This window comes from Micromonospora sp. WMMD723 (assembly GCF_049863385.1).
Lineage (GTDB): Bacteria > Actinomycetota > Actinomycetes > Mycobacteriales > Micromonosporaceae > Micromonospora > Micromonospora wenchangensis.
The window spans coordinates 3,468,087-3,491,469 of sequence record NZ_JBMKNR010000001.1; the positions used below are offsets into that span (position 1 = coordinate 3,468,087).

Below are 23,383 nucleotides of genomic sequence, written 5' to 3' on the forward strand. Positions count from 1 at the left end.
TACGAAAGGGAAGTCAATGAGCGTTGAGGTGTACTACGACGACGACGCCGACCTGGGCCTGATCCAGGGCCGCAAGGTCGCCGTGATCGGGTACGGCAGCCAGGGCCACGCCCACGCGCTGTCGCTGCGCGACTCCGGTGTCGACGTGGTGATCGGCCTGCCGGCGGGCTCCAAGAGCCGGCCGAAGGCCGAGGAGCAGGGCCTGCGGGTGCTCACCCCGGCCGAGGCGGCGGCCGAGGCCGACGTGATCATGATCCTGGCGCCGGACACCGCCCAGCGGACCATCTACGCCGAGTCGATCGCCCCCAACCTCGCCCCCGGCAAGGCGCTCTTCTTCGGGCACGGCTTCAACATCCGGTACGGCCTGATCACCCCGCCGGCCGACGTGGACGTGGCGATGGTGGCCCCGAAGGGCCCCGGCCACCTGGTCCGCCGCCAGTACGTCGACGGCAAGGGCGTGCCCTGCCTGGTCGCCGTCGAGCAGGACGCCAGCGGCAACGCCTTCCCGCTGGCCCTGGCGTACGCCAAGGGCATCGGCGGCACCCGGGCCGGCGCGATCCGGACCACCTTCACCGAGGAGACCGAGACCGACCTCTTCGGCGAGCAGGCGGTGCTCTGCGGCGGCGCGGCGGCCCTGGTGCAGACCGGGTTCGAGGTGCTCACCGAGGCCGGCTACGCCCCCGAGGTGGCCTACTTCGAGTGCCTGCACGAGCTGAAGCTCATCGTCGACCTGATGTACGAGGGCGGCATCGCCCGGATGCGGTACAGCATCTCCGACACCGCCGAGTACGGCGACCTGTCCCGGGGCCCGCGCGTGGTCGACTCGCGGGTCAAGGAGGAGATGCGCAAGATCCTCGGCGAGATCCAGTCCGGCGAGTTCGCCCGCGAGTGGGTGGCCGAGGACGAGGCCGGCCGGCCGAACTTCGCCAAGTGGCGGGCCGAGGGCGCGGCGCACCCGATCGAGGAGACCGGGCAGAAGCTGCGCTCGATGATGAGCTGGGTGGACCGCCCGCTCACCGAGACCGCCTGAGCGGTCCGTCGCGTTGAGCGCCGTCCGGCGGGCCGCCCGGGTCGTCGGTCCTGACCGGGCCGCCGGCTCCCTCGGGCGGGTCGCGGGCCGGTCGACCTGGTGACGTGAAGCGGTATGACTGGCAGGCATATTTATGCCTGCCAGTCATACCGCTTTCTGCGCGGGCACGTTCCTCAGCGGTCGGGGCCGGGCCGCTGCCGCCGCTGGACCCTGTCGCCGCCGGACCCCGTCGCGCCGTGACCCGTTCCGCCGGTCGCCGTCGCGGTCCGCGCTGGCCGGTTCACCAGGCGGGATGGGGTGATCGATGCCTCATCGGTCCCGATCGGCCCCCGCACCGCGCTCCCGGGCCGGATGAACGGGGGATGACAGGCGTGCGACAACCCTGTGTGAGGGCCCTCACCCCGAAGACCGGGACATGCCGGCCGGAGCGCCCCCTACCATCCTTGGTGAGGTGCGTGACCGGCACCTGACGGCCACGGCACGGATCGGCGTAGGGCGCATCGCGGCGCCCGGTCGCCCCGGCCAACCTAATACGACGTCTACGAGGACCGATGAATCCTGTCGTACTGATCGCCGAAGAACTCGCCCCCGCTGCCATCGAGGTGCTCGCGCACGACTTCGACGTACGCCACGTCGACGGCACCGACCGTCCGGCCCTGCTCTCCGCGCTGGCGGAGGCCGACGCGGTCATCGTGCGCAGTGCCACGCAGATCGACGCCGAGGCGATCTCCGCCGCGCCGCGCCTGAAGGTGGTCGCCCGGGCCGGCGTCGGGCTGGACAACGTCGAGGTTCCGGCCGCCACCGCGCGGGGCGTCATGGTCGTCAACGCCCCCACCTCCAACATCGTCTCCGCCGCCGAGCAGGCCGTCGCGCTGCTGCTCGCCGTCGCGCGCAACACCGCCAGCGCCAGCGCCGCGCTCAAGGCCGGCGAGTGGAAGCGGTCCAAGTACACGGGCGTCGAGTTGCAGGGCAAGACCGTCGGCGTGGTCGGCCTCGGCCGCATCGGCGTGCTGTTCGCCCAGCGCATCGCCGCCTTCGGCACCCGGCTGATCGCGTACGACCCCTACATCCAGCCGGCCCGCGCCGCCCAGCTCGGCGTCCGCCTGGTGGGGCTGGAGGAGCTGCTGCGGGAGGCCGACTTCATCTCGATCCACCTGCCGAAGACCCCGGAGACGGTCGGCCTGATCGGCGAGAAGGAGCTGGCGATCGTCAAGCCGGGCGTCCGGATCGTCAACGCCGCCCGGGGTGGCCTGGTCGACGAGCAGGCCCTGGCCGACGCGATCGCCGAGGGCCGGGTCGCCGGTGCCGGCGTCGACGTGTACGCCAAGGAGCCGTGCACCTCCTCGCCGCTGTTCGCCTTCGACAACGTGGTGGCCACCCCGCACCTGGGCGCGTCCACCCACGAGGCGCAGGACAAGGCCGGCCTGGCCGTGGCCAAGAGCGTCAAGCTGGCGTTGCAGGGCGAGTTCGTGCCGGACGCGGTGAACGTGCAGGCCGGCGGCGTCGTCGCCGAGGACGTCCGGCCGCTGCTGCCGCTGGCCGAGAAGCTGGGCCGGGCGTTCACCGCCGTGGCCGGCGGGGTGGCCGCCAGCGTCACCGTCGAGGTGCGCGGCGAGATCGTCAACCACGACGTGTCGGTGCTCAAGCTCGCCGCCACCAAGGGGCTGTTCAGCTCGGTGGTCGAGGAGCAGGTCACCTACGTCAACGCGCCGCACCTGGCCGCCGAGCGGGGTGTCGAGGTGACCCTCGCCACCCAGGCCGAGACGGTCGACCACCCGAACCTGGTCACCGTGCGGGGCGCGCTGCCCGACGGTCGTACGGTCAGCGTCTCCGGCACGGTCGCCCACACCGGCACCCGCGACGTCATCAAGCTGACCGAGGTGGACGGCTTCGACGTGGAGATCGGCGCGGAGGGCATCCTGCTCTTCCTGCGGTACGCCGACCGGCCGGGCGTGGTCGGCACCGTCGGCACGCTGCTCGGCGAGGCCGGCATCAACATCGCCGCGATGCAGGTGGCCCGTCGGGAGGCCGGCGGCGAGACCCTGATGACGCTCACCGTCGACCAGGCGCTCGGGGCGGACCTGCTCACCTCGGCCGCCGACTCGATCGGGGCGACCGCCGCGAGCGCGGCCGACCTGCGCGACGAGTAGTCGCACCCGCACGTTGCACCACGGAGGGCCCGGCCGCACGGCCGGGCCCTCCGTCGTCCACACCCGAGCGTCGCGGGCGGTGGCCTCAGCGGGCGAGGCGCGACGGCGGCGGGTAGACCGAACCGTCCTGCGGGTCGAAGAGCATCAGGTCGTACTCGCCGGCCAGCCGCTCGATGTCGAGCAGCACCTGGTCGTCACAGGTCGGTACGAGGTTCAGCGCCACGTGGTCGGCCGCCGCGTGCAGCGGCGACACCTCCCACGGGGTGCCCTGGTGGGCGGGCCGGTCGGGGTACGAGGCGGTGATGGCGCGGTAGAAGGCGACCACCCGCGGGTCCGGATACCGCTCGCCGTGCCGCCCCTCGTGGCACTGCCGCACCGCCGCCCGGACGTCCTCGGGCGTGGCTCCGTCGTGCAGGGCCCACACGCTCAGATCGAAACTCACGGCGGACAGCGTGCCATCACCCGGACCCCCGGGCGACACTGACCCGCCGTGATCGCCGCGAGTGGTCGAGAGTGTACGGAGGAACACGGTCCGCTGTGGAGACTCTTGCGTAGAGTTGCGTCGATTCGCTAGCGTACCGGAGCGGTCATCGGGAAAGTCGGAAGTCGACCCGTCTTCGGGTGACGGGGCCGAGCGTCCGGCCGGCCGGTCCGCACCCCTCGAATGCGCGAGCCACGCGCACTCGTCGCTGACCGGCCCCCACGGTCGTTGCCGAGACCGTGGGGGCCGATCGCCGGCCCGTCGACCGCGCCACCCCGTGGACCCCCTCCACAGGTCGGCCGACGCGCCGCGACACCGCTCAGCGGCGTCGGTGGGCGAAGAGAGCCTGATAGGCCGAGTCGGCGCGGAACCACGACAGTCCCACCGGCCCGGCCGCGTACAACGCGGTCGCGTAGGCGTCGGCCACCGCCAGGTCCGGGCCGACGACGGTCGCGGCGACCAGCTGTCCGGCCGGTTCGCCGGTGTGCGGGTCGACCACGTGTCCCTGCCGGCCGCTGACCCCGGAGGTGCCCACCGCGCCGGCCGTCATCTCCAGCACCAGCGGGGCCCGCCGGCTGTCGGTCGGGTGGTGCACCGCCACCCGCCACGGTCCGCCGTGCGCGGCGTGTCCGCGTACCGTCAGGTCGGCGCCGGAGAGCACCGCGTAGTCGTGGATGCCGGCGGCGCGCAACCGGGCCGCGGCCCGCTCCACCGCCCAGCCGTTGAGCAGGCCGCCGGGGTCGAAGCCGCCGGGGACGGCCCAGGCGTCGAACCAGCCGTCGGTGGCGGCCCGCATGGCGGCGCAGCGGTCCACCAGGTCGGTCAGCGGCGGGTACGACTCGGGGCTGATCTCGCCGCGCCGCAGCCGGGAGACCAGGCTCTGCGGCCGGTTCGGCCCGTAGGTGAGGTCGATGGCCCGCAGTTCGGCGACGGCGTCGCGCAGCGCGTCGCCGACCGCCCGGCGGCCCAGTTCCTCGGGGGCGTTGAGCAGGAGCGAGTATCCGGCGGTGCCGGTCCGGACGGAGTGCTGCACGGCGATCCGGCCGCCGGACGGGTCAGCGGCGGGGTCGAGGCGGTGGCTGCGGGTGCCCAGGCGCAGGTCGGGGCGGCGGCGGGAGAACGCCGTCTGGTCCACCCAACGGGTGCGCGGTTGCTCGTCCAGTCGGCCTGGCCCCCGCTGCTGCTCGGTCCGCATCATCCTGCTCCTTCACCGACGGTGCCGCGGCGTCGCGGCCGGTCCGTCCCGGGCCCCCACGACCCGTCCTGCACCGACCCTAGGCAGTGGAGATGACCGCACCATGAATGCTGCCTGGGAGCCTGCTGAGCATTTCTGCCTCCCAGATGGTGGAAGGCGCGTACCGGGAGGCGGGACGGGGACGTACCGTTGCGCACAGCGGACGAGGTGAGGAGCAGTAGGTGGCACGGATCGCGGTGGTGGCCGGGGACGGGATCGGACCCGAGGTGGTCGCGCAGGCCCTCAAGGTCCTCGACGCCGTGCTTCCCGGCGTCGAGGCCACGCAGTACGACCTCGGCGCGGCGCGGTACCACCGCACCGGCGAGGTGCTGCCCGACTCGGTGCTGACCGAGCTGGCGGGCCACGACGCCATCCTGCTCGGTGCGGTGGGCGACCCCACCGTGCCGCCCGGCGTGCTGGAGCGCGGCCTGCTGCTGAAGCTGCGCTTCGCCTTCGACCAGTACGTCAACCTGCGCCCGTCCCGGCTCTGGCCGGGGGTGCCCGGCCCGCTGGCCAACGTCAAGCCGGGCGAGGTCGACCTGGTGGTCGTCCGGGAGGGCACCGAGGGGCTCTACGCCGGGGCCGGCGGCAGCCTGCACCGGGACACCCCGGCCGAGGTGGCCACCGAGGAGAGCCTGAACACCCGACACGGGGTGGAACGGGTCATCCGGGACGCCTTCGTCCGCGCCGGTCGCCGTGAGCGGCGCAAGGTCACCCTGGTGCACAAGACCAACGTGCTGACCCACGCCGGCTCGCTGTGGGCCCGTGCCTTCGCGGCCGTCGCCGCCGAGCACCCCGACGTCGCCACCGAGTACCAGCACGTCGACGCCGCCGCCATGTTCCTGGTCACCCAGCCCCAGCGGTACGACGTGGTGGTCACCGACAACCTGTTCGGCGACATCCTCACCGACATCGCCGCCGCGGTCACCGGGGGGATCGGGCTGGCCGCCAGCGGCTGCATCAACCCCACCGGGGCGTACCCGTCGATGTTCGAGCCGGTGCACGGCTCCGCGCCGGACATCGCCGGAAAGGGGGTCGCCGACCCGGTGGCCGCGGTGCTCTCCGCCGCGCTCCTGCTCGACCAGCTCGGCCACGCCGACGCCGCCGCCCGGGTGACCGGCGCGGTCGCCGCCGAGCTGGCCGCCCGCACGTCGGGTGTGTCGTTGCGCACCGACGAGGTGGGGGACCGGCTCGCCGCGCAGGCGGTGGCCTGACCCCTCGGGACGTGGAGCTATCCACTGAACGAGCGTTCGGGGTAGGTTTCTGGGACGTCAGCCCGGTGCGTGGTTCCCGCGTGCCGGCAAACCCGCAGGGAGGTCAGCGCGATGAGCGGTGGTGACATGCTCGATTTCGAGATCCGTCCGAATCCCGCGCCGGTATCCGCCGTCGAGCGGGCCGCCCTGCTGGTCGACCCCGGCTTCGGCCGGGTCTTCACCGACCACATGGTGACCATCCGGTACGCCGACGGCAAGGGCTGGTACGACCCCCGGGTCGAAGCCCGCGCGCCGATCCCGATGGACCCGGCCAGCGCCGTCCTGCACTACGCGCAGGAGATCTTCGAGGGGCTGAAGGCGTACCGCAGGGCCGACGGCTCGATCACCATGTTCCGGCCGGAGGCCAACGCGGCCCGGTTCATCGCCTCCGCCCGGCGGCTGGCCATGCCGGAGCTGCCGGCGGAGCTGTTCGTCGAGTCGCTGCGCAAGCTGGTCGAGGTCGACCGGGACTGGATCCCCGACGCCGCCGACGCCAGCCTCTACCTGCGGCCGTTCATGTTCGCCAGCGAGGTCTTCCTCGGCGTCCGACCGTCCCGCGAGTACCTCTACTGCGTCATCGCCTCACCGGCCGGTTCCTACTTCGCCGGCGGGGTGAAGCCGGTCACCGTCTGGGTGTCCCCGGACTACACCCGGGCCGCACCCGGCGGCACCGGCGCGGCCAAGTGCGGCGGCAACTACGCGGCGTCGCTGTCGGCCCAGGCCGAGGCGATCGAGGCCGGCTGTGACCAGGTGGTCTTCCTCGACGCGGTCGAGCGCCGCTACGTCGAGGAGTTGGGCGGCATGAACGTGTTCTTCGTCTACGACGACGACACCCTGGTCACCCCGCCGCTGACCGGCACCATCCTGCCCGGCATCACCCGGGACGCGCTGCTCGCCCTGGCCGCCGCCTCCGGGCACCGGGTCGTCGAGCGTCCGGTCAGCTTCGCCGAGTGGCAGGCCGACGCCGAGAGCGGCCGGCTGCGCGAGGTCTTCGCCTGCGGCACCGCCGCGGTGATCACCCCGATCGCCCGGGTGCGGCACCCCGGCGGCGAGTTCGTGATCGGCGGCGGTGAGCCGGGCCGGTCCACCTCGGCGCTGCGGGAGCAGTTGGTGGCGGTCCAGCGGGGTGAGGCACCCGACCCGCACGGCTGGGTCACGCACATCCGCTGACCATTCGCACCTGTCGACCCGCCCTGCCAGCGCCGACGCTCCGGGTCGGCAGGGCGCGTCGGCGGCGCGGTCACCGCGGTGCGGGCGGCTCCAGCAGGTGGTCGCGCAGGGCGGCGAGCTGGGCGTCGGTGACGCCCGCGTGCCGCAGGTAGTCCTCGATCGATCCGTGCCGCTCGCGTAGCTCGGCGAGGAAGAGCGCCATCGCCTCGGCGGGGGAGCCCAGAAAGGGCGCGGGCGGTGCCTCGGCCTCCGGCATGGCCTCCGCCAGCCAGGCGCTGAACCGCTGGGACGCCTCGGTGCTCAGCGCGTAGTCCTCGGCGATGCGGTCCTCGTCGACGCCGAGCACGGACAGGGTCAGCGCGCAGACGATGCCGGTGCGGTCCTTGCCGGCGACGCAGTGCACCAGGACGGGCGCGTTGGCGCTGTCGGCGATCAGCCCGACCGCCTCGGCCAGCCCGGCGGTGCCGGTCTCGGCGAGGTCGGCGTACCGGTCGGCGAGGTAGCGGGCCAGGCTGGCCTCCGGCTCGTGGCGGCTCAGCGCCCAGTCGGCGTGCTCGGGGTGGATGTGCCGGTAGGCGAGGCCGTCGAGGTCGGGCACCCGACCGTCCCGGTCCACCTCGGTCGGGCGGCGCAGGTCGATCACCGTACGGATGCCGAGCGCGGCGAACGCCTCCCGGTCGGTGCCGTCGATGCGGTGCGGGGAGTCCGACCGGTAGAGCCGGCCCCAGCGGACGGTGCGGGCGTCGTGGCCGGGGTAGCCGCCGACGTCACGGAAGTTGAACATCGCGGAGAACGGGATACGGCGGCTGTTCTCGGTGGGGTTCACCCGGACACGGTAACGGCCGGCGGGGCGGCGGTCCGCCCCGCCGAGTCGACCGCCGACGCGGGCCGGCCCGCTACCGGGCGGTGCCGGGCGGCAGGTTGCCGTAGGTGTCGTCGTAGTAGCCGCCCAGCTCGTCGCGGAAGGCCGCGTCGCTGTGGCTGTTCTCGTCGTACCCGGGAGCGGCCTTGATCTGGTCCCTGGTGCGGTCGACGTGGACCCTGCGGTCGTCGTGGTCGACCTGGTTGACGGTGCCGGCCGGCAGCATCACCTTCTTGCCGAAGATCCACGGCCCGGTGTCCACGACCAGGTAGCTGCCGCCGACCTCGTGACTCGCCTCGTCGATCCTGCCGATCCCGCCGTCGGTCGCCTCGACCTTGTAGCCGACCAGGTCGGCGTCGGCCACCCCGGCCTCGTCCCGGTAGGTCCACGGGTCGAACGCCCCGCCGGGAGCGCCGCCGGGGATCGCGCCCTGACCGTCGTCGACCATCGGGTCGGTGACGCCGTGCGTGCTGTGCGGGTCGAGCCTGTCCATCGGAACCCCTGCCTCGAAGAGTCGTGTCCGTCAACCGGGCTACCCCCGGGGAGACCTCGCACACACCCCGTCCCGGGATGTGGATTCTGTCTCCCAGAACCCGGATTCAGTGGCAGAGTGGCGACCGTGACCAGCTCCGCCCGCATTATTGGCAGCTAGCGCGCCGGCCTCCCCTCTGCCGAGCGCGCAGACCTCCCGCATCCGCGGGGGGTCTTTTTGTTGCTCCCCCAAGATCCGATGAAGGGACTCTCGATGATGTTCCAGGTCTACGACACCACGCTGCGCGACGGCGCCCAGCGCGAGGGGCTCAGCTACTCGGTGATCGACAAGCTGGCGGTGGCCCGCCTGCTCGACGAGTTCGGCGTCGGTTTCATCGAGGGCGGATGGCCGGGCGCGGTGCCGAAGGACACCGAGTTCTTCCGCCGGGCCCGCACCGAGCTGGACCTGCGGCACGCCCTGCTGGTCGCGTTCGGGGCCACCCGCAAGGCCGGGGTCGCCGTCGCCGACGACCCGCAGGTGCGCGCGTTGCTCGACGCGCAGACCCCGGCCGTCGCGCTGGTCGCCAAGGCCGACATCCGGCACGTCGAACGCGCGCTGCGCACCACCGGCGCGGAGAACCTGGCGATGGTCCGGGACACGGTCGCCCACCTGGTCGCGCAGGGGCGACGGGTCTTCGTCGACGGCGAGCACTTCTTCGACGGGTTCCGGCACGACCCGGCGTACACCGCCTCGGTTGTCGAGACCGCGCTCGCCGCCGGGGCCGAACGGTTCGTGCTCTGCGACACCAACGGGGGGATGCTGCCGTCCCGGGTGACCGCCGCGATCGCCGACCTGACCGCCCGGACCGGGATCGCCCCGGAACTGTTCGGCATGCACGCCCAGAACGACACCGCCTGCGCGGTGGCCAACACGATCGCCGCCGTCGAGGCCGGGGTGCGGCACGTGCAGGGCACCGCCAACGGGTACGGCGAGCGCCCCGGCAACGCCGACCTCTTCGCCGTCGTGGCGAACCTCCAGCTCAAGCTCGGGCTGCCCGTCCTACCTGACGGCTGCCTGGAACAGATGGTGCGGGTCTCGCACGCCATCGCCGAGATCGCCAACATCGCCCCCGACACCCACCAGGCGTACGCCGGGGCCGCCGCCTTCGCCCACAAGGCGGGGCTGCACGCGAGCGCGATCAAGGTCGACCCGTTGCTCTACAACCACGTGGACCCGTCGGTGGTGGGCAACGACATGCGGATCCTGGTGACCGAGATGGCCGGCCGGGCCAGCATCGAGCTGAAGAGCCGCGAGCTGGGTCTTGACCTGGCCGGCCATCCGGACGCCGTGTCGAAGGTGACCGCCCGGGTCAAGGAGCTGGAGGCGGGCGGCTGGTCGTTCGAGGCCGCCGACGCCTCGTTCGAGCTGCTGGTCCGCTCCGAGCTGCCGGACGCCGCCCCGGTGCGGCCGTTCGCGCTGGAGTCGTACCGGGTGCTGGTGGAGCACCGGGAGGACGGCGAGGTGATCTCCGAGGCGACCGTGAAGATCCGGGTACGCGGCGAGCGGGTGATCGCCACCGCCGAGGGCAACGGCCCGGTCAACGCCCTGGACGAGGCGCTGCGGGTCGGCCTGTCCCGGCACTACCCGGAGCTGCGCGACTTCGAGCTGGCCGACTACAAGGTGCGCATCCTGGAGGGCACCCACGGCACCGGCGCGGTGACCCGGGTGCTGGTGGAGACCGCCGACGGCACCGGCCGGGACTGGACCACCGTGGGTGTGCACCCGAACGTGGTCGAGGCGTCCTGGCACGCCCTCGTGGACGCCCTCACCTACGGCCTCGACCGCGCGGCGGTGTGAGCTGACCCCCGGCGTCAGGGGGCGGGCAGGCGCAGGGTGGCGAGCACGGCGCGGTGGTCGGTGGCGGGCACCCCGTGGACGGTGACCGCACGGACGGCGATCCGGCGGTCGACCAGGACGTGGTCGATGGTGACCGGCGGGATCGGGTCGCCGTCGTACGGACCCCACGTGCCCACCAGCCCGGCCCCGACGGCGTCGGCGGCGTCGACGTAGCCGCTGGACAGGAGGGCACGCAGCGGGGAGTGGTCGAGGGTGGCGTTGAAGTCCCCGGCGAGGATGCCGAGCTGACCGTCGGGGGTGGCGCGCGGCTGGCCCGCCAGGTCGGTGCGCCACTCGCCGACCACCCCGACCGACCAGGGTGCCGCCGGGTGGGCCGACTCCACCCGTAACGGTGGTGCGCCGGGCACCGCCACCGTCGCGTACGCCTGGGTGAACGCGAACCCGGCGTTGCGCCGGAAACCGCCGTCGGTGAGGGGGAACCGGGCGTAGAGCCCGGAGCCGGTGGTGCCCACCTCGGGGTTGAGCTGGCGGTGGGGGAGCAGGTCGGCGAGGCCGGCCCGGTCGAGGGCGTCCCGCGCCGCCGGGGTGAACTCCTGCACGGTGAGCACGTCCACCTCGTGCCGGCGGACCAGTTCGACCAGGGTGGCCGCGTCGGCGTTGCCCGCGAGCAGGTTGGCGGTGAGCACCCGCAGTTGCGGCCCCCGGGTCGCCGGCTGCCGGTCGGGTAGCGCGCGGGGTGCCACCGCGCCGAGGAGGGCCAGCGTCGCCACCGCCGCGGCCACCGCCGGCCACCGGCACCGCAGGGCGAGGACCAGCATCAGGGCCAGCAGGCTCCACGCCGCCACGTACGGGGTGAAGGCGAGCGCCTGCACGAGTGGGCCCCGGTCGAACCCGGCGAGGCGGACCACGGCCCAGGCGAGGCCGGGTGCCACCGCCAGCCAGCAGATCAGCGGAGCGGCACGACGGCGGGTGGTGGTCGGCACCGGGGTCGTCAGCACGGCGGCCAGCCTAGCGGCCGATGCCGCCTCCGCCGGGCGCGGAGCCGTTCCGTGAATGGTCGAGACTTCACGTTTCGCAATTTCCAACATCGTTTTCGGGATGGCGAAACGGGTTGGTGCGCTATTGACGCTCCGCTTTTGGCGGTGCTACGTTCCTCCTCGTTGAGGTGCCGCAACAGAGCGTAGTTTTCCCAGCTCAGGCCGGTTGGAAGTGTTTCTTCTTCACTATTTCCGGCGTGGGTGGAAGGCTTTCTGCCCACGTTAATTCCGGCTCGATCGCACCATCTGTATCCGGCTCGCCGTACGGTGGGTCGGCCGTATTGCCACGGTCACAAAAGGGAGACCTGTCATGGCCACATTCTTCAGGCGTAAGGCGGCGGCGGTGACGCTCGGCGTCCTGGCGCTCACCCTGGCCGGCGGCGGGATCGCCGTCGCGCAACCGGCGACCAAGGCTCCGGCCGAGGTGGCCCAGCCCGGGGCGCGGCTGTCCGGTGCCACCGGTCAGCCCCCGGTGACGGCGGCCGAAGCCAAGCAGGCCCGTGCGGCGCTCAAGGCCTCGCTCGCCCCGCCGGCCTCGGGTTCGGTCGCCTGGGCGGTCGTCGCCAGCGACGGCACCCTGCTCCAGCACTCGGCGAACGTCGTCTCGTCGACCCGGTACGGCACCGGCCAGTACCAGGTGCTGCTCGACTACAGCGTGGTCGGGAAGGCGTTCCAGGCCACCATCGGCACCAACGACCAGTTCAACGTGCCGCCGGCCGGCGAGATCGCCGTCGCCCCGCGCAACCAGACACCGAACGGCGTCTTCATCCAGACGTACAGCTCCAGCGGATCGGTGTCGAACAAGCCGTTCCACCTGTTCGTCGCCAACTGAGGCGCGGACCCGTCGGCGGTGCCGGCCCTCACCAGGGGGTCGGCACCGTCTGCTGTGGACCCCGGTGCCCGTGGCCCGGCCCGCGTGGGCGGGGCACGGATCACCCGGTGACGCACGCATTGGGTCGTCGCACGGTGTTGCCGCCCCGCCGGGCCGGTCGTCCCGGTCCGGGGCGAATCGGCCCGTCGGGGCGGGAAATTCCGACGTTTGCCGGCGGGTGACCCCGGGAAGCAAGCACCGTGACGGACATCTCGGACACCCTGGCCAGCCTGCCCCGCCCGGTCGATGCCGACGCGGCGGGCGCCGAGTTGGAACAGACCCTCTTCGAGGTCAAACGCGTGATCGTCGGGCAGGACCGGCTCGTCGAACGGCTGCTCACCGCGCTGATCGCCGACGGCCACTGCCTCCTGGAGGGGGTGCCCGGCGTCGCCAAGACGCTTGCCGCGCAGACCCTCGCCACCGTCGTCGGCGGCACCTTCACCCGCATCCAGTTCACCCCCGACCTGGTCCCCTCCGACATCGTCGGCACCCGGATCTACCGGGCCTCGACCGAGAACTTCGACGTCGAGCTGGGCCCGATCATGGCCAACCTGGTGCTGGCCGACGAGATCAACCGGGCCCCCGCCAAGGTGCAGTCCGCGCTGCTGGAGGCGATGGCCGAACGGCAGGTCACCATCGGCGGGCGGAGCTGGCCGGTGCCGGAGCCGTTCCTCGTGCTGGCCACCCAGAACCCGATCGAGTCCGAGGGGGTCTACCAGCTCCCCGAGGCGCAGCGCGACCGGTTCCTCATGAAGATCGTCGTCGACTACCCGGGCGACGCCGACGAACTGGCCATCCTCTACCGGATGAGCAGCGACCGGCCCCGCCCCCGCCAGGTGCTCGACCCGGTCCGGCTGCGCGACTACCAGCGCCGGGCCGCCCAGGTCTTCGTGCACCACGCGCTCGCCGAGTACGTAGTCCGGCTGATCCTCGCCACCCGCGACCCGGGCCGCTTCGGGCTGCCGGAGATCGCCCCGCTGCTGGCGTACGGGGCGAGCCCCCGGGCCACCCTCGGCCTGGTCGCCGCCGCCCGTGCCCAGGCGCTGCTGCGCGGCCGCGAGTACGTGCTCCCCGACGACGTCCGCGAACTCGCGGTCGACGTGCTCGCCCACCGGCTGGTGCTCTCGTTCGACGCGGTCGCCGACGGGGTCAGCGCCGAGGCGGTGGTGCACCGGCTGGTGCAGGCGGTGCCGCCCCCGGTGCTCGCCACCGGCCACCCCGAGTACACGCCCGACCTGGCGGCGGCGTGAGCGCCCCGGCCGCCCTGACCGGCCCGACCCTTGCCGACCTCGCCCCCGAACGGCGGCTGCGCCGCCTCGAACTGACCGTCACCCGCCGCCTCGACGGGCTGCTCCACGGTCAACTGCGTGGCCTGCTGCCCGGCCCCGGCAGCGAGATCGCCGGCAGCCGCGAGTACCGCCCCGGCGAGGACGAGGTACGCCGGATGGACTGGGCGGTCACCGCCCGTACCACCGTCCCGCACGTCCGCGAGGTCGACGCCGACCGGGAGCTGACCACCTGGCTGCTGGTCGACGCCAGCCCCAGCATGGAGTACGGCACCGCCGCGCTGGACAAGCGGGAATTGTCAGTGGCCGCCGTCGCCGCGGTCGGCTTCCTCACCGCCGGCACCGGCAACCGGCTCGGCGCGCAGGTGCTCGGCAGCGACGGGCTGCGCCGGTTCCCGGCCCGCTGCGGGCGTACCCACCTGCTGAGCGTGCTCCGCGCGCTGCTGGACGCCCCCCGGGTGGACGACCCGGCACCGGACACCCCGCCGACCGGCCCCGACCTGGCCGCCGCGCTCGCCGCGGTGCAGCGGGTCGCCGTCCGGCGGGGACTGGTGGTGGTGGTCTCCGACTTCCTCGACGGGCTGCCCGACGGGCACGACGCCACCACCGGGTGGGAGCCGGCGCTGCGCCGCCTCGCCGCCCGCCACCAGGTGCTCGCGGTCGAGGTGACCGACCCGCGTGAGCTGGAGCTGCCCGACGTCGGCCTGATCACCCTGGTCGACCCGGAGACCGGCCGGCGGCGCGAGGTGTGGACCGGTGACCCGGAGCTGCGCCGCCGGTACGCCAGCGCCGCCGCCGCGCAACGCGCCCAGGTGGCCCGCGCGCTGCGCCGCAGCGGGGCCGACCACCTCGCGTTGCGGACCGACCGGGACTGGACCGCCGACATCGTGCGGCACGTGCACGCCCAGCGCCGGCTGGCGGCGTCCGCCGCACCCCGGGGAGGTGTCGCGTGAACTGGCAGTCACCCGCCCGGCTCCTGCTGCTGCTCGGGGTGGTCGCGCTGGCCGTCGGCTACCTGCTGGCGCAGCGCCGGCGAAGCCGGTACGCGGTCCGCTTCACCAACCTGCGGCTGCTCGACCGGGTCGCCCCGCAGCGGCCGGCCTGGCGACGGCACGTGCCCGCCGGCCTGTTCCTGGCCATGCTGGCGCTGCTGGTGGTCGGCTTCGCCCGGCCCACCGCCGAGGTGCGGGTGCCCCGCGAGCGGGCCACCGTGATGGTCGCCGTGGACGTCTCCACGTCGATGCTCGCCACCGACGTGGAACCGGACCGGTTGACCGCCGCCAAGGAGGCCGCCCGGACCTTCGTCGACGGCCTGCCCGACGAGTTCAACGTGGGACTGGTCGCGTTCGCCGGCAGCGCGGCGGTGCTGGTGCCGCCGAGCACCGACCGGGGCGCCCTGCACGACGGGATCGACCGGCTCGCCGAGGGGATCACCGGGGTGCAGGGCACCGCCATCGGCGAGGCGATCAGCGCCTGCCTCGGCGCGGTGAAGAGCCTCGACGGGAAGGCGGCCAAGCAACCGCCGCCGGCCCGGGTCGTCCTGCTCTCCGACGGGGCGAACACCTCCGGGGCCGACCCGATGGAAGCCGCCGCGGCGGCCGTCGCGGCGAAGGTGCCCGTGCACACCATCTCGTTCGGCACCCCGGGCGGGTTCGTCGACCGGGGTGGCCGGCCGATCCAGGTGCCGGTCGACGGGCAGACCCTGCAGGCGGTCGCCGACCAGACCGGGGGCGGGTTCCACGAGGCGGGCAGCAGCGCCGAACTGCGCGACGTCTACGAGGACATCGGCTCCTCCGTCGGCTACCGCAAGGAACGTCAGGACATCTCCGCCCGGTTCATCGGGCTCGGGCTGGTCTTCGCCATGGGTGCGGCGGCCGGGTCGATGCGCTGGTTCTCCCGCCTGCCCTGAGCGGGGACCGTACCGGCCCACCTGCCCCTGATCCGTCGCAGCACACAGTGAGGAGCGGACGTATGGCAGTACCGACCGGCCTGGGGGAGCCCCGGGGCCCCTGGTTCCTCTCACCCGACCTGGGGCCGGACGGCCGACCCCGGTGGGACGTACCGTCGCCGGGGGAGGACCCGTCGCGGCGGCGCTGGCGCGGGCGGTTGTGGACCGCCGTGGCGGTGGTCGCCCTGTCCACCGTCTCCGGTGCGGCGGCCGGCGGCTGGGTGGCCGGCCAGGACGGCGCGGGCCCGACGGCGGCCTCCGCCGCCCCGGTCCCGGCGGAACTGGTCACCGCCGCCCAGAAGACCGTCCCGGGCGTGGTGTCCGTGCTGGTCGGCGGGGGTGCCGCCGGGCAGTCGGCGACCGGTTCCGGTTTCGCCATCGACAACGAGCAGCACGTCGTCACCAATGACCACATCCTGGCCAAGGGGGGCGGTGGCGCAGTGACCGTGGAGATGCCCGACGGCCGCCGGTACGCCGCCGAGGTGGTCGGCCGGGAGCCGGGCAGCGACCTGGCCGTGCTGAAGGTGCCGTCGGCCGCCGGGTTGGCCCCGTTGCCGCTGGCCAAGCCCCGGTCCACCCGGGTCGGCGAACCGGTGCTCGCGGTCGGCTCGCCGCTGGGCCTGGCCGGCACGGTGACCGCCGGGATCGTCAGCGCCCTCAACCGGCAGGTGCGCCTGGGCACCAACCGCCGCAGCGCGGTGCAGACCGACGCGTCGATCAACCCGGGCAACTCCGGCGGCCCGCTGGTCAACGCCCGGGGCGAGGTGGTCGGGGTGAACACGGCGATCGCCACCATCGACGGCAGCGGGTCGATCGGCATCGGCTTCGCCATCCCCATCGACCAGGTGCAGCAGACGGCCGACACCATCATCGGCAAGGGCGGCTGACCCGGGAGGGCTCGGGCCGGGTCGCCGGCGTCCACCGGTGCGGCGGCCGGTGTACGCGGCGCTGACCAGGGAAAACTTGCAGATGCCGAGGTCAGGCCATCAGCCCATAGAAATATGGCGCTAAGTATGGATACTGGCGTGGGTGGAGCTACCTCTCGTCGCATTGCTGCTGGTGGTGGGCCTCGTCGTCGGCTGGGGGGTCGGCGCGCGGTACGCCCGCGCCCGCCGTGGCTGGAACGACTACCGGGCCGCCAGGCGGGCCGTCCCCGGGGCCCGCCGGGCCGCCCTCGCACTGGTCCGGGCGGTCTTCACCCGGGTCGGGGTGATCGCGCTGCTGCTGTTCGGCGCGGTCGCCTACGCCACCGTCGGGCCCGACCACGACCGGGCCGAGCCGGCACCCGGACCCGCACCCTCGGCGACCGTGACGCCCGCCGGCGGCCGGGGGCGCTAACCTCGCCGGATGGACGACGGACTGCGGGTGACCGACCGGTGGACCGTGCCCGCCGCCGAGCTGCGGGAACGGTTCTCGCGGTCGTCCGGGCCGGGCGGGCAGGGCGTGAACACCACCGACTCCCGGGTCGAGCTGAGCTTCGACGTGGCCGGCACCACCAGCCTGCCCCCGGCGTTGCGCGAGCGGGTGCGGGAACGCCTCGCCGGCCGGCTCGTCGACGGGGTGCTCACCATCGCCGCCAGCGAGCACCGCGCGCAACTGGCCAACCGGGAGGCGGCCCGGGAACGGCTGGTCGCCCTGTTGTGCGAGGCCGTCGCCCCGCCCCCGCCGCCCCGGCGTCCCACCCGCCCCTCGCGGGGCGCCAAGGAACGCCGGCTGGCCGACAAGAAGCGCCAGTCCCAGCGCAAGCGGGACCGTCGCGCCGACGGCGACTGACCGCCGCCAGTGCCGGTCGGGTCCCGGCGGCGGCACCGTCGACGCGGTGCGGTGCGCCGGTGGCGGAAAACCCGGGCCGGGACGGGCCGGCGCTGCCTAGGCTGGCGGGCATGTCCACCGACACCCTGGTCACCCTCGCCGGCGTCACCGCGCTCGCCGGTGCCCCCGACGGGCCGAGGATCTGCGGCGGTGACGACGCCACCGACGTGATCGGCGCGGCGCTGGGCCACGGGGTCGACCTGGTGGTGCTGCCGGTACGCCGGCTCGCCGTCGAGTTCTTCACGCTGCGTACCGGGGTGGCGGGCGCGGTGGTGCAGAAGTTCGTCAACTACCGGCTGCGGCTGGCCGTGGTCGGCGACATCTCGGGGCACGTCGAGCGGAGCACCGCCCTGCGCGACTTCGTCGTCGAGGCCAACCGGGGCGACCAGCTCTGGTTCGTCGACACCACGGCCGAGCTGGAGGAGCGGCTGCGCACGCGGGCCGGCGGCGCAAACCCGGTGGAGCCCGGCCCCGGCCACCGTCGATGATGGGCCCATGCCCAGCGCCGTCGACTTCGCCACCAAACCGACGATCACCGGCGAGCGGGTGACGTTGCGTCCGTTCGTCGACGCCGACCTCGCCTGTTTCCGGGCGGCGATGGCAGACCCGGAGGTGGCCCGCCTGACCGGCAGCCCACCCGGCGGCCCCGACGAGCAGCAACTGCGTTCCTGGTACGGCAGCCGCAACGCGCAGACCGACCGGCTCGACCTGGCGGTGGTGGACAACGCCACCGGCGACTGCGTCGGCGAGGTCGTCCTCAACGACTGGGACCGGCACAACGCCTCCTGCAACTTCCGCACCCTGTTCGTGGCGGCCGGCCGCGACCGGGGCCTCGGCACCGAGGCGACCCGGCTGGTCGTCGGGTACGCCTTCGACACCCTCGGCCTGCACCGCGTCTCGCTGGAGGTGTTCGCGTTCAACCCGCGCGCCCGCCGGGCGTACGAGAAGGTGGGTTTCGTCGCCGAGGGCGTGCTGCGGCAGGTGTTGCGGGACACCGACGGCTGGGTCGACGCGACGGTGATGTCGATCCTGGCCCCGGAGTGGGCCGTGCACCGGGGCCACCCGACGCGCTGACCTGGGGTGTCGAAGCGCTTCGCCAGGATGCGGGAGGGCGTTGAGCCGGGGCGGCCGGTCTGGTGGGATATCAGTGGGAGCAACCGGGCCGTCACCGACCGCACGTCGTCACGTGACAGGAGTCCCCTCACCATGCTCCGAAGGCCGTTCCTCTCCGCCCTGCTCGCCGCGTTCGCGGCCGTCCCCCTCACCCTGCTCGTCGGGCTGGTCGCCACCCCGGCGGCCCACCCCGCCGCCGCCACCCCGGTCCGCGTGATGCCGCTCGGGGACTCGATCACCGGCTCGCCCGGCTGCTGGCGTTCCCTGCTGTGGAACCGCCTGCAGTCCACCGGCCACACCGACGTCGACTTCGTCGGCACCCTCGGCCCGCAGGGCTGCGGGCAGCCGTACGACGGGGACAACGAGGGTCACGGCGGCTACCTGGTGACGAACGTCGCCAACCAGAACCTGTTGCCCGGCTGGCTCGCCGCGACCCACCCCGACGTCGTGCTCATGCACTTCGGCACCAACGACGTGTGGAGCAACATTCCCCCGGCCACGATCCTGACCGCGTACTCGAAGCTGGTGGACCAGATGCGGGCCAGCAACCCGACGATGCGGATCATCGTCGCCAAGATCATCCCGATGGCGCCGTCGAGCTGCGCCGAGTGCGGGCAGCGGGCGGTGGCCCTCAACGCCGTGATCGACGGCTGGGCGGCGGGAAAGACCACCGCCGCGTCGCCGATCGTCGTGGTCGACCAGTGGACCGGGTTCAGCACCACCACCGACACCTACGACGGGGTGCACCCCAACGCGGCCGGTGACCAGAAGATGTCCGACCGGTGGTACCCGGCGCTGGTGGCCGCCCTCGGCGGGGTCACCCCGACGTCCACCCCGACCGGCTCGCCCACCCCCACCGGCCCGCCCACCCCCACCGGCCCGCCGAGCCCGACGGTCAGCCCCACGGTCCCGCCCACCGGGTCACCCACCGTCGACCCGCCGACCACGTCGCCGCCGGCCGGGGTGGCGTGCACCGCCAGCTACCGGATCACCAACCATTGGCAGGGCGGGCACCAGGGCGAGGTGACCGTCCGCAGCACCGGCACCGCGCGGACCGCCGGCTGGCGGGTCACCTTCACCCTGCCCGCCGGACAGCAGATCACCCAGACCTGGAACGCCGACCTGACCCAGACCGGCAGCGCGGTCACCGCCCGCAACGTGAACTGGAACGGGGCGCTCGCCCCGGCGGCCGAGGCCACCTTCGGGTTCCTCGGCACCCACACCGGCACCGCCACCGCCCCCACGGCGACCTGCACCGCCAGTTGACCCGCCCGAGGGTCCGGGTCCCGGTCCGGACCCTTGCCCGGGTCAGCCGGCGTCCGCAGTGGCGCGGTCCAGTGCGGCCAGCAGGCGAGCGCGCAGCACGGCGGCCCGCTCGGCGAAGCCGCGCTGCGCCGCCGCGTACTCGGCCCGGCCCTCGGCGGTCTCCACCCGCACCGGCGGGTAACCGAGGGCGGCCAGGTCGTAGGGGCTGGCCCGCATGTCCAGCGTCCGGATCTGCCGGGCCAGCGCGAAACAGTCCGCCACCAGCTCCGAGGCGACCAGCGGGGAGAGCTTGTACGCCCACTTGTAGAGGTCCATGTTGGCGTGCAGGCAACCCGGCTGTTCCAGCTCGTGCTGGGTCTCCCGGCTCGGCTGGAGCAGGTTCAGCGGCCGGGCCGGCGCGGTGAAGAACCGGAACGCGTCGAAGTGGCTGCACCGCACGCCCCGCTCGCGAACCACGGCGGCGGTGTCGTCCGGGCTGAGCCGCAGCGGCCAGGCGTTGTGCCGGACCTCCTCCTGGGTCTGCCGGTAGACCATCGCCCACTCGTGCATGCCGAAGCAGCCCAGGTGCGCCGGTCGGCCGGCGGTCGCGGCCAGCAACGCTCTGATCCAGCCGATCGAGTCGGCACGGCGTCCGCGTACCCGGTCGGTGTCGAGGGTGACCCCGGCGGGGTCGGCGCGGTAGTCGCGGCCGAACGCGGCCGGGTCCGCGTCACGCAGCAGCACCCCCGCGCCCGGATGCCAACGACGCAACTGCGCCGGGCGGTATGAGTAGTAGGTGAAGAGGAAATCCTCCACCGGATGCCGGCCGCCGGTGCGGCGGCGGGCCAGGTGCGGGTCCAGCCAGGTGGCCACCCGCGCCGCGTGGGCCGCCCGCCGGGCCTGCCAGTCGACCGCGTCGAGGGCGGCGGGGGCGAGGGCGGCGGTCACACCCCTCAGGGTACGACCGCCGCCCGCCCCCGGTCAGGGCACGTCCACCCGGACCCCGGCGGAGAACACCCCGCTGCGCAGCTCCAACTGCTCCGGCTTCTGCGCGCCGTGCACGGTGAAGACCAGCGGCAGCACCACCCGGCTGCCCGCCGAGACGGGCTGGGCGAAGACGTCGCGCCCCAGGTTCGCCAGCCGGGTGGCGTCCTCGTCGGTGCTCACCCAGCTCCCACCCGGCAGGTACGCGCGCTGGAGCTGACCGTGCCAGCTCTGCTGCTCCGGGGTGACGTTGCGCACCCCGACCGTGGCCTGGCACTGCTGGCTGGCGACCCTCGCCGTGGCGCAGGCCACCCGGTAGACGGTGAACTCGAACGCCTTCTCCCGCAGCGGGGTGCCGACCGGGCCGGTCATGGTGGTGCCCGTCCACGCCCCGGCGGTCGGCTGCTTGGTGGTGTCGATGGCGGCGACCTCGCGGGTGGCCGTCCAGGCGGCGGCGAAGACCACCCCGGCCAGCACCGTCGCGGCCACCCCCACCACCAGCCACACCGACGGGCTGCGGCGTCGCCGGACCTCTCCGGGTACGGCGGGGCGCGGGTACACCGTCCCCCCGCTGGGGGCCGCCGGGCCGCCCGCGTACGGCGGGGAGCCGGCCGCCACCGGCGCGGTGCCGGTCGGCTCGATCCCGCCCACCCGTCGCCGGGCCCGCCGCCACCACCAGAGCGCGCCGGCCAGCAGGGCCAGCACCACCAGTGCCGCGCCGAGCAGGATCGGCGGCTGCCGCCAGGCCGGCGTCGCGGGCACGAACGCCTCCGGGGCCGCCCCGCTGCGCCAGGTGGCCGTCGCGCAGTCGTACGGCTGGTCGCCGTCACCGGCGTACGCGCAGGCCGGCGCGGTCAGCGCCCGGCCCGGCGCGGCGGCGGCCAGGGCGGTGTCCAGGGTCCGGGTCGCCCCGGCCGGCAGGACGAGCCGCCAGGTGACCTCCCCGCCCGCGCCCGCCCCGCCCGCTTGGGTGACCAGGCCACCCGCGCTGACCGCGGTGGTCGAGGTGCCGGCCGGCAGCTCCTGCCGGACCATCGTCTGCACCGTCGAGCCGCCCGTGTTGCGCACCATGATCCGGTAACCCGGCACCCCCGTCGCGGCGGGTGCCACGGCCACGGTGACCTGCGGTGCCGGCCGGGGCGCGCCCGGGTTGCCGGCGGTGGTCATGCCGGGGGCCGGCGCGGTCGGGGTGACCGGCACGACCGCGCCGCTGGCCGCCACCCCGGGCGCGGCCCGCGCCGGCCGGGCAGGTGCCGTCTCCCGGGCCGGGACCACCGGCGTCGCCCAGGCGGCGAGGTGGGCCGGTACGGCGGGGCGGGCGGTGGCTTCCGGTCGGGCCCGGGTGCCCGGCCCCGTCGGTGCCCGGCCCGGTTCCGCCGGGCCGGGGTGGCCCGCCGTCCCCAGTGCCCGACCCGGTCCGGCCGTGCTGGCGGACCCTGCCGTCGCGGCGGTCACCGCCGGGGTGGCGTGGGGTGCGGGGCCGGTACCGGGCAGCGCCGGTACGGCGGCGAGGATGCCCAGGCAGTTCACGAAAACCGCGAGGGCCCTGTGGTGTCGTCTCGATGCAGGCATACCAACGAACCTCCGGAGCCGACGTTAGGAGCGCGCACCCTCCGGGCGGGTACGAAGCGGCGAACCCCGCCCACCGCGCCGGCCGATGGCCTACGCTGCGCCGACGTCCCGGTGGTCGACTGGTGACGCCGGGCGTGGGGATAGATTGGCCGGGTGCGTATCGCTCGTTTCGCTCATGCCAAGGGAATGTCGTTCGGGGTCGTCGAGGGCGAACCGGAGGCCGGGCCGCAGGGTCTGACCGTCGCCGAGATCGAGGGCCACCCGTTCGGGCAGATCCAGTTCTCCGGTGCCCGGTGGGCGCTCTCCGACGTGCGGCTACTGTCGCCGATCCTGCCCAGCAAGGTGGTCTGTGTGGGGCGTAACTACGCCGAGCACGCCGCCGAGCACGGCAACGAGGTGCCGAAGGAGCCGTTGCTCTTCCTCAAGCCGTCCACCTCGGTGATCGGCCCCCGGGACGCGATCCGGCTGCCGATCTTCTCCCGGCAGGTGGAGCACGAGGCCGAGTTGGCCGTGGTGATCGGCGCGCCGGGTGCCCGCCGGGCCGACCGGGCCGCCGCCGCGAAGGCCGTCTTCGGCTACACCTGCGCCAACGACGTCACCGCGCGGGACCTGCAGCGTTCCGACTCGCAGTGGACCCGGGCCAAGGGTTTCGACTCGTTCTGCCCCATCGGCCCCTGGATCACCACCGGTCTGGACGTCTCCGACCTGGAGGTGCGCTGCGAGGTGGGGCGCAACCCGGACGAGATGGAGGTACGTCAGCTCGGCCGGACCAAGGACATGGTCTTCGACGTGCCGGCGCTGGTGTCGTACATCTCGCACGTGATGACGCTGCTGCCCGGGGACGTGGTGCTGACCGGCACCCCGGCCGGGGTTAGTCCGCTCACGGACGGGGATACGGTCACCGTACGGATCGAAGGGATCGGCGAGCTCACCAACACGGTGGTACCGGTCGCCTGACCCGTACGACACCCCTGTTTCCGCAGCTCACACGCGGTTTGGGGGATTG

At 73.9% G+C, this 23,383-nt stretch carries 23 protein-coding genes; 16 read left to right on the top strand and 7 right to left on the bottom strand.

Going from position 1 to position 23,383, the window contains the following annotated elements; translation table 11 throughout:
- Window positions 1-16: 16 nt before the first annotated feature.
- Both ilvC and serA read left to right on the top strand, forming a co-directional pair.
- Window positions 17-1,030 carry a ketol-acid reductoisomerase gene (ilvC, locus tag ACN261_RS15650; RefSeq protein WP_425850825.1) on the top strand — a complete coding sequence of 338 codons (1,014 nt, stop codon included), beginning with the start codon at window positions 17-19 and terminating at the stop codon, window positions 1,028-1,030.
- Window positions 1,031-1,581: 551 nt separating this feature from the next.
- Complete coding sequence (gene serA, locus ACN261_RS15655; RefSeq protein WP_421486050.1) at window positions 1,582-3,180, top strand: phosphoglycerate dehydrogenase; 1,599 nt, start codon at window positions 1,582-1,584, stop codon at window positions 3,178-3,180.
- Window positions 3,181-3,265: 85 nt separating this feature from the next.
- Here serA and ACN261_RS15660 read toward each other — a convergent pair whose 3' ends face one another.
- A complete protein-coding gene (locus tag ACN261_RS15660) occupies window positions 3,266-3,622 on the bottom strand; it encodes a hypothetical protein (protein WP_204956794.1) in 357 nt (118 codons plus the stop codon).
- A 358-nt stretch (window positions 3,623-3,980) separates the two neighbouring features.
- Entirely contained in the window at window positions 3,981-4,856 is an 876-nt protein-coding gene (locus tag ACN261_RS15665) for an FAD:protein FMN transferase (protein WP_425850828.1), read from the bottom strand.
- A 221-nt stretch (window positions 4,857-5,077) separates the two neighbouring features.
- Here ACN261_RS15665 and ACN261_RS15670 point away from each other — a divergent pair, with 221 nt between their 5' ends.
- Window positions 5,078-6,109 carry a 3-isopropylmalate dehydrogenase gene (locus tag ACN261_RS15670; protein WP_421486053.1) on the top strand — a complete coding sequence of 344 codons (1,032 nt, stop codon included), beginning with the start codon at window positions 5,078-5,080 and terminating at the stop codon, window positions 6,107-6,109.
- Between the two features lie 111 nt (window positions 6,110-6,220).
- Entirely contained in the window at window positions 6,221-7,318 is a 1,098-nt protein-coding gene (locus ACN261_RS15675) for a branched-chain amino acid aminotransferase (RefSeq protein WP_425850830.1), read from the top strand.
- Between the two features lie 70 nt (window positions 7,319-7,388).
- Here the strand turns inward: ACN261_RS15675 and ACN261_RS15680 are convergent, their stop codons facing one another.
- On the bottom strand, window positions 7,389-8,144 hold the full coding sequence (locus tag ACN261_RS15680; RefSeq protein ID WP_425850832.1) for a tyrosine-protein phosphatase: 756 nt from the start codon (window positions 8,142-8,144) through the stop codon (window positions 7,389-7,391).
- A gap of 70 nt (window positions 8,145-8,214) precedes the next feature.
- On the bottom strand, window positions 8,215-8,673 hold the full coding sequence (locus ACN261_RS15685) for a PRC-barrel domain-containing protein (RefSeq protein ID WP_425850834.1): 459 nt from the start codon (window positions 8,671-8,673) through the stop codon (window positions 8,215-8,217).
- Between the two features lie 252 nt (window positions 8,674-8,925).
- Between ACN261_RS15685 and cimA the strand changes: the two genes are divergently transcribed.
- The gene (gene cimA, locus ACN261_RS15690; RefSeq protein ID WP_425853607.1) at window positions 8,926-10,509 is read left to right on the top strand and encodes a citramalate synthase; all 1,584 of its coding nucleotides are present in this window, start codon (window positions 8,926-8,928) and stop codon (window positions 10,507-10,509) included.
- A gap of 14 nt (window positions 10,510-10,523) precedes the next feature.
- On the opposite strand, the gene ACN261_RS15695 is transcribed toward cimA, so the two are convergent.
- The gene (locus ACN261_RS15695; RefSeq protein WP_421487018.1) at window positions 10,524-11,459 is read right to left on the bottom strand and encodes an endonuclease/exonuclease/phosphatase family protein; all 936 of its coding nucleotides are present in this window, start codon (window positions 11,457-11,459) and stop codon (window positions 10,524-10,526) included.
- Between the two features lie 397 nt (window positions 11,460-11,856).
- On the opposite strand from ACN261_RS15695, the gene ACN261_RS15700 reads away from it, so the two are divergent.
- The 10 genes from ACN261_RS15700 to ACN261_RS15745 all read left to right on the top strand — a co-directional run bounded on the left by ACN261_RS15700 (window position 11,857) and on the right by ACN261_RS15745 (window position 19,842).
- Window positions 11,857-12,378 (top strand): hypothetical protein, encoded by a 522-nt coding sequence (locus ACN261_RS15700; RefSeq protein WP_421486057.1) that lies wholly within the window; start codon window positions 11,857-11,859, stop codon window positions 12,376-12,378.
- Between the two features lie 239 nt (window positions 12,379-12,617).
- Window positions 12,618-13,667 carry an AAA family ATPase gene (locus ACN261_RS15705; protein ID WP_088641647.1) on the top strand — a complete coding sequence of 350 codons (1,050 nt, stop codon included), beginning with the start codon at window positions 12,618-12,620 and terminating at the stop codon, window positions 13,665-13,667.
- Window positions 13,664-14,656: a DUF58 domain-containing protein gene (locus tag ACN261_RS15710; RefSeq protein ID WP_421486058.1), complete on the top strand. Its 993-nt coding sequence runs from the start codon at window positions 13,664-13,666 to the stop codon at window positions 14,654-14,656. Before ACN261_RS15705 ends, ACN261_RS15710 begins: the two co-directional genes overlap by 4 nt.
- A complete protein-coding gene (locus ACN261_RS15715; protein WP_204923756.1) occupies window positions 14,653-15,612 on the top strand; it encodes a VWA domain-containing protein in 960 nt (319 codons plus the stop codon). Before ACN261_RS15710 ends, ACN261_RS15715 begins: the two co-directional genes overlap by 4 nt.
- 62 nt (window positions 15,613-15,674) lie before the next feature.
- Window positions 15,675-16,538 carry a S1C family serine protease gene (locus ACN261_RS15720; protein ID WP_204923757.1) on the top strand — a complete coding sequence of 288 codons (864 nt, stop codon included), beginning with the start codon at window positions 15,675-15,677 and terminating at the stop codon, window positions 16,536-16,538.
- A 142-nt stretch (window positions 16,539-16,680) separates the two neighbouring features.
- Window positions 16,681-16,989: a hypothetical protein gene (locus ACN261_RS15725; protein WP_363652399.1), complete on the top strand. Its 309-nt coding sequence runs from the start codon at window positions 16,681-16,683 to the stop codon at window positions 16,987-16,989.
- Window positions 16,990-16,998: 9 nt separating this feature from the next.
- Window positions 16,999-17,424 carry an alternative ribosome rescue aminoacyl-tRNA hydrolase ArfB gene (arfB, locus tag ACN261_RS15730; protein ID WP_425850837.1) on the top strand — a complete coding sequence of 142 codons (426 nt, stop codon included), beginning with the start codon at window positions 16,999-17,001 and terminating at the stop codon, window positions 17,422-17,424.
- A gap of 110 nt (window positions 17,425-17,534) precedes the next feature.
- Window positions 17,535-17,951, top strand: a complete 417-nt coding sequence (locus ACN261_RS15735; RefSeq protein ID WP_425850839.1) for a DUF4180 domain-containing protein — start codon at window positions 17,535-17,537, stop codon at window positions 17,949-17,951.
- A gap of 7 nt (window positions 17,952-17,958) precedes the next feature.
- Window positions 17,959-18,537 carry a GNAT family N-acetyltransferase gene (locus ACN261_RS15740; protein ID WP_425850841.1) on the top strand — a complete coding sequence of 193 codons (579 nt, stop codon included), beginning with the start codon at window positions 17,959-17,961 and terminating at the stop codon, window positions 18,535-18,537.
- Between the two features lie 132 nt (window positions 18,538-18,669).
- Entirely contained in the window at window positions 18,670-19,842 is a 1,173-nt protein-coding gene (locus ACN261_RS15745) for a cellulose binding domain-containing protein (protein ID WP_425850843.1), read from the top strand.
- Window positions 19,843-19,884: 42 nt separating this feature from the next.
- Here the strand turns inward: ACN261_RS15745 and ACN261_RS15750 are convergent, their stop codons facing one another.
- Window positions 19,885-20,769, bottom strand: a complete 885-nt coding sequence (locus tag ACN261_RS15750; protein ID WP_421486064.1) for a 3-methyladenine DNA glycosylase — start codon at window positions 20,767-20,769, stop codon at window positions 19,885-19,887.
- 33 nt (window positions 20,770-20,802) lie between these two features.
- On the bottom strand, window positions 20,803-22,377 hold the full coding sequence (locus ACN261_RS15755) for a hypothetical protein (RefSeq protein ID WP_425850845.1): 1,575 nt from the start codon (window positions 22,375-22,377) through the stop codon (window positions 20,803-20,805).
- Between the two features lie 153 nt (window positions 22,378-22,530).
- On the opposite strand from ACN261_RS15755, the gene ACN261_RS15760 reads away from it, so the two are divergent.
- Complete coding sequence (locus tag ACN261_RS15760) at window positions 22,531-23,334, top strand: fumarylacetoacetate hydrolase family protein (RefSeq protein ID WP_363652387.1); 804 nt, start codon at window positions 22,531-22,533, stop codon at window positions 23,332-23,334.
- Window positions 23,335-23,383: the final 49 nt, after the last annotated feature.

What these genes read in the sequence shown, in the direction of transcription:
- ilvC (WP_425850825.1), top strand. Translation starts at nt 17, where the DNA reads ATGAGCGTTGAGGTGTACTACGACGACGACGCCGACCTGGGCCTGATC.
- serA (WP_421486050.1), top strand. Translation starts at nt 1,582, where the DNA reads ATGAATCCTGTCGTACTGATCGCCGAAGAACTCGCCCCCGCTGCCATC.
- ACN261_RS15665 (WP_425850828.1), bottom strand. Translation starts at nt 4,856, where the DNA reads ATGCGGACCGAGCAGCAGCGGGGGCCAGGCCGACTGGACGAGCAACCG.
- ACN261_RS15675 (WP_425850830.1), top strand. Translation starts at nt 6,221, where the DNA reads ATGAGCGGTGGTGACATGCTCGATTTCGAGATCCGTCCGAATCCCGCG.
- ACN261_RS15685 (WP_425850834.1), bottom strand. Translation starts at nt 8,673, where the DNA reads ATGGACAGGCTCGACCCGCACAGCACGCACGGCGTCACCGACCCGATG.
- cimA (WP_425853607.1), top strand. Translation starts at nt 8,926, where the DNA reads ATGATGTTCCAGGTCTACGACACCACGCTGCGCGACGGCGCCCAGCGC.
- ACN261_RS15700 (WP_421486057.1), top strand. Translation starts at nt 11,857, where the DNA reads ATGGCCACATTCTTCAGGCGTAAGGCGGCGGCGGTGACGCTCGGCGTC.
- ACN261_RS15720 (WP_204923757.1), top strand. Translation starts at nt 15,675, where the DNA reads ATGGCAGTACCGACCGGCCTGGGGGAGCCCCGGGGCCCCTGGTTCCTC.
- arfB (WP_425850837.1), top strand. Translation starts at nt 16,999, where the DNA reads ATGGACGACGGACTGCGGGTGACCGACCGGTGGACCGTGCCCGCCGCC.
- ACN261_RS15735 (WP_425850839.1), top strand. Translation starts at nt 17,535, where the DNA reads ATGTCCACCGACACCCTGGTCACCCTCGCCGGCGTCACCGCGCTCGCC.
- ACN261_RS15740 (WP_425850841.1), top strand. Translation starts at nt 17,959, where the DNA reads ATGCCCAGCGCCGTCGACTTCGCCACCAAACCGACGATCACCGGCGAG.
- ACN261_RS15745 (WP_425850843.1), top strand. Translation starts at nt 18,670, where the DNA reads ATGCTCCGAAGGCCGTTCCTCTCCGCCCTGCTCGCCGCGTTCGCGGCC.
- ACN261_RS15755 (WP_425850845.1), bottom strand. Translation starts at nt 22,377, where the DNA reads ATGCCTGCATCGAGACGACACCACAGGGCCCTCGCGGTTTTCGTGAAC.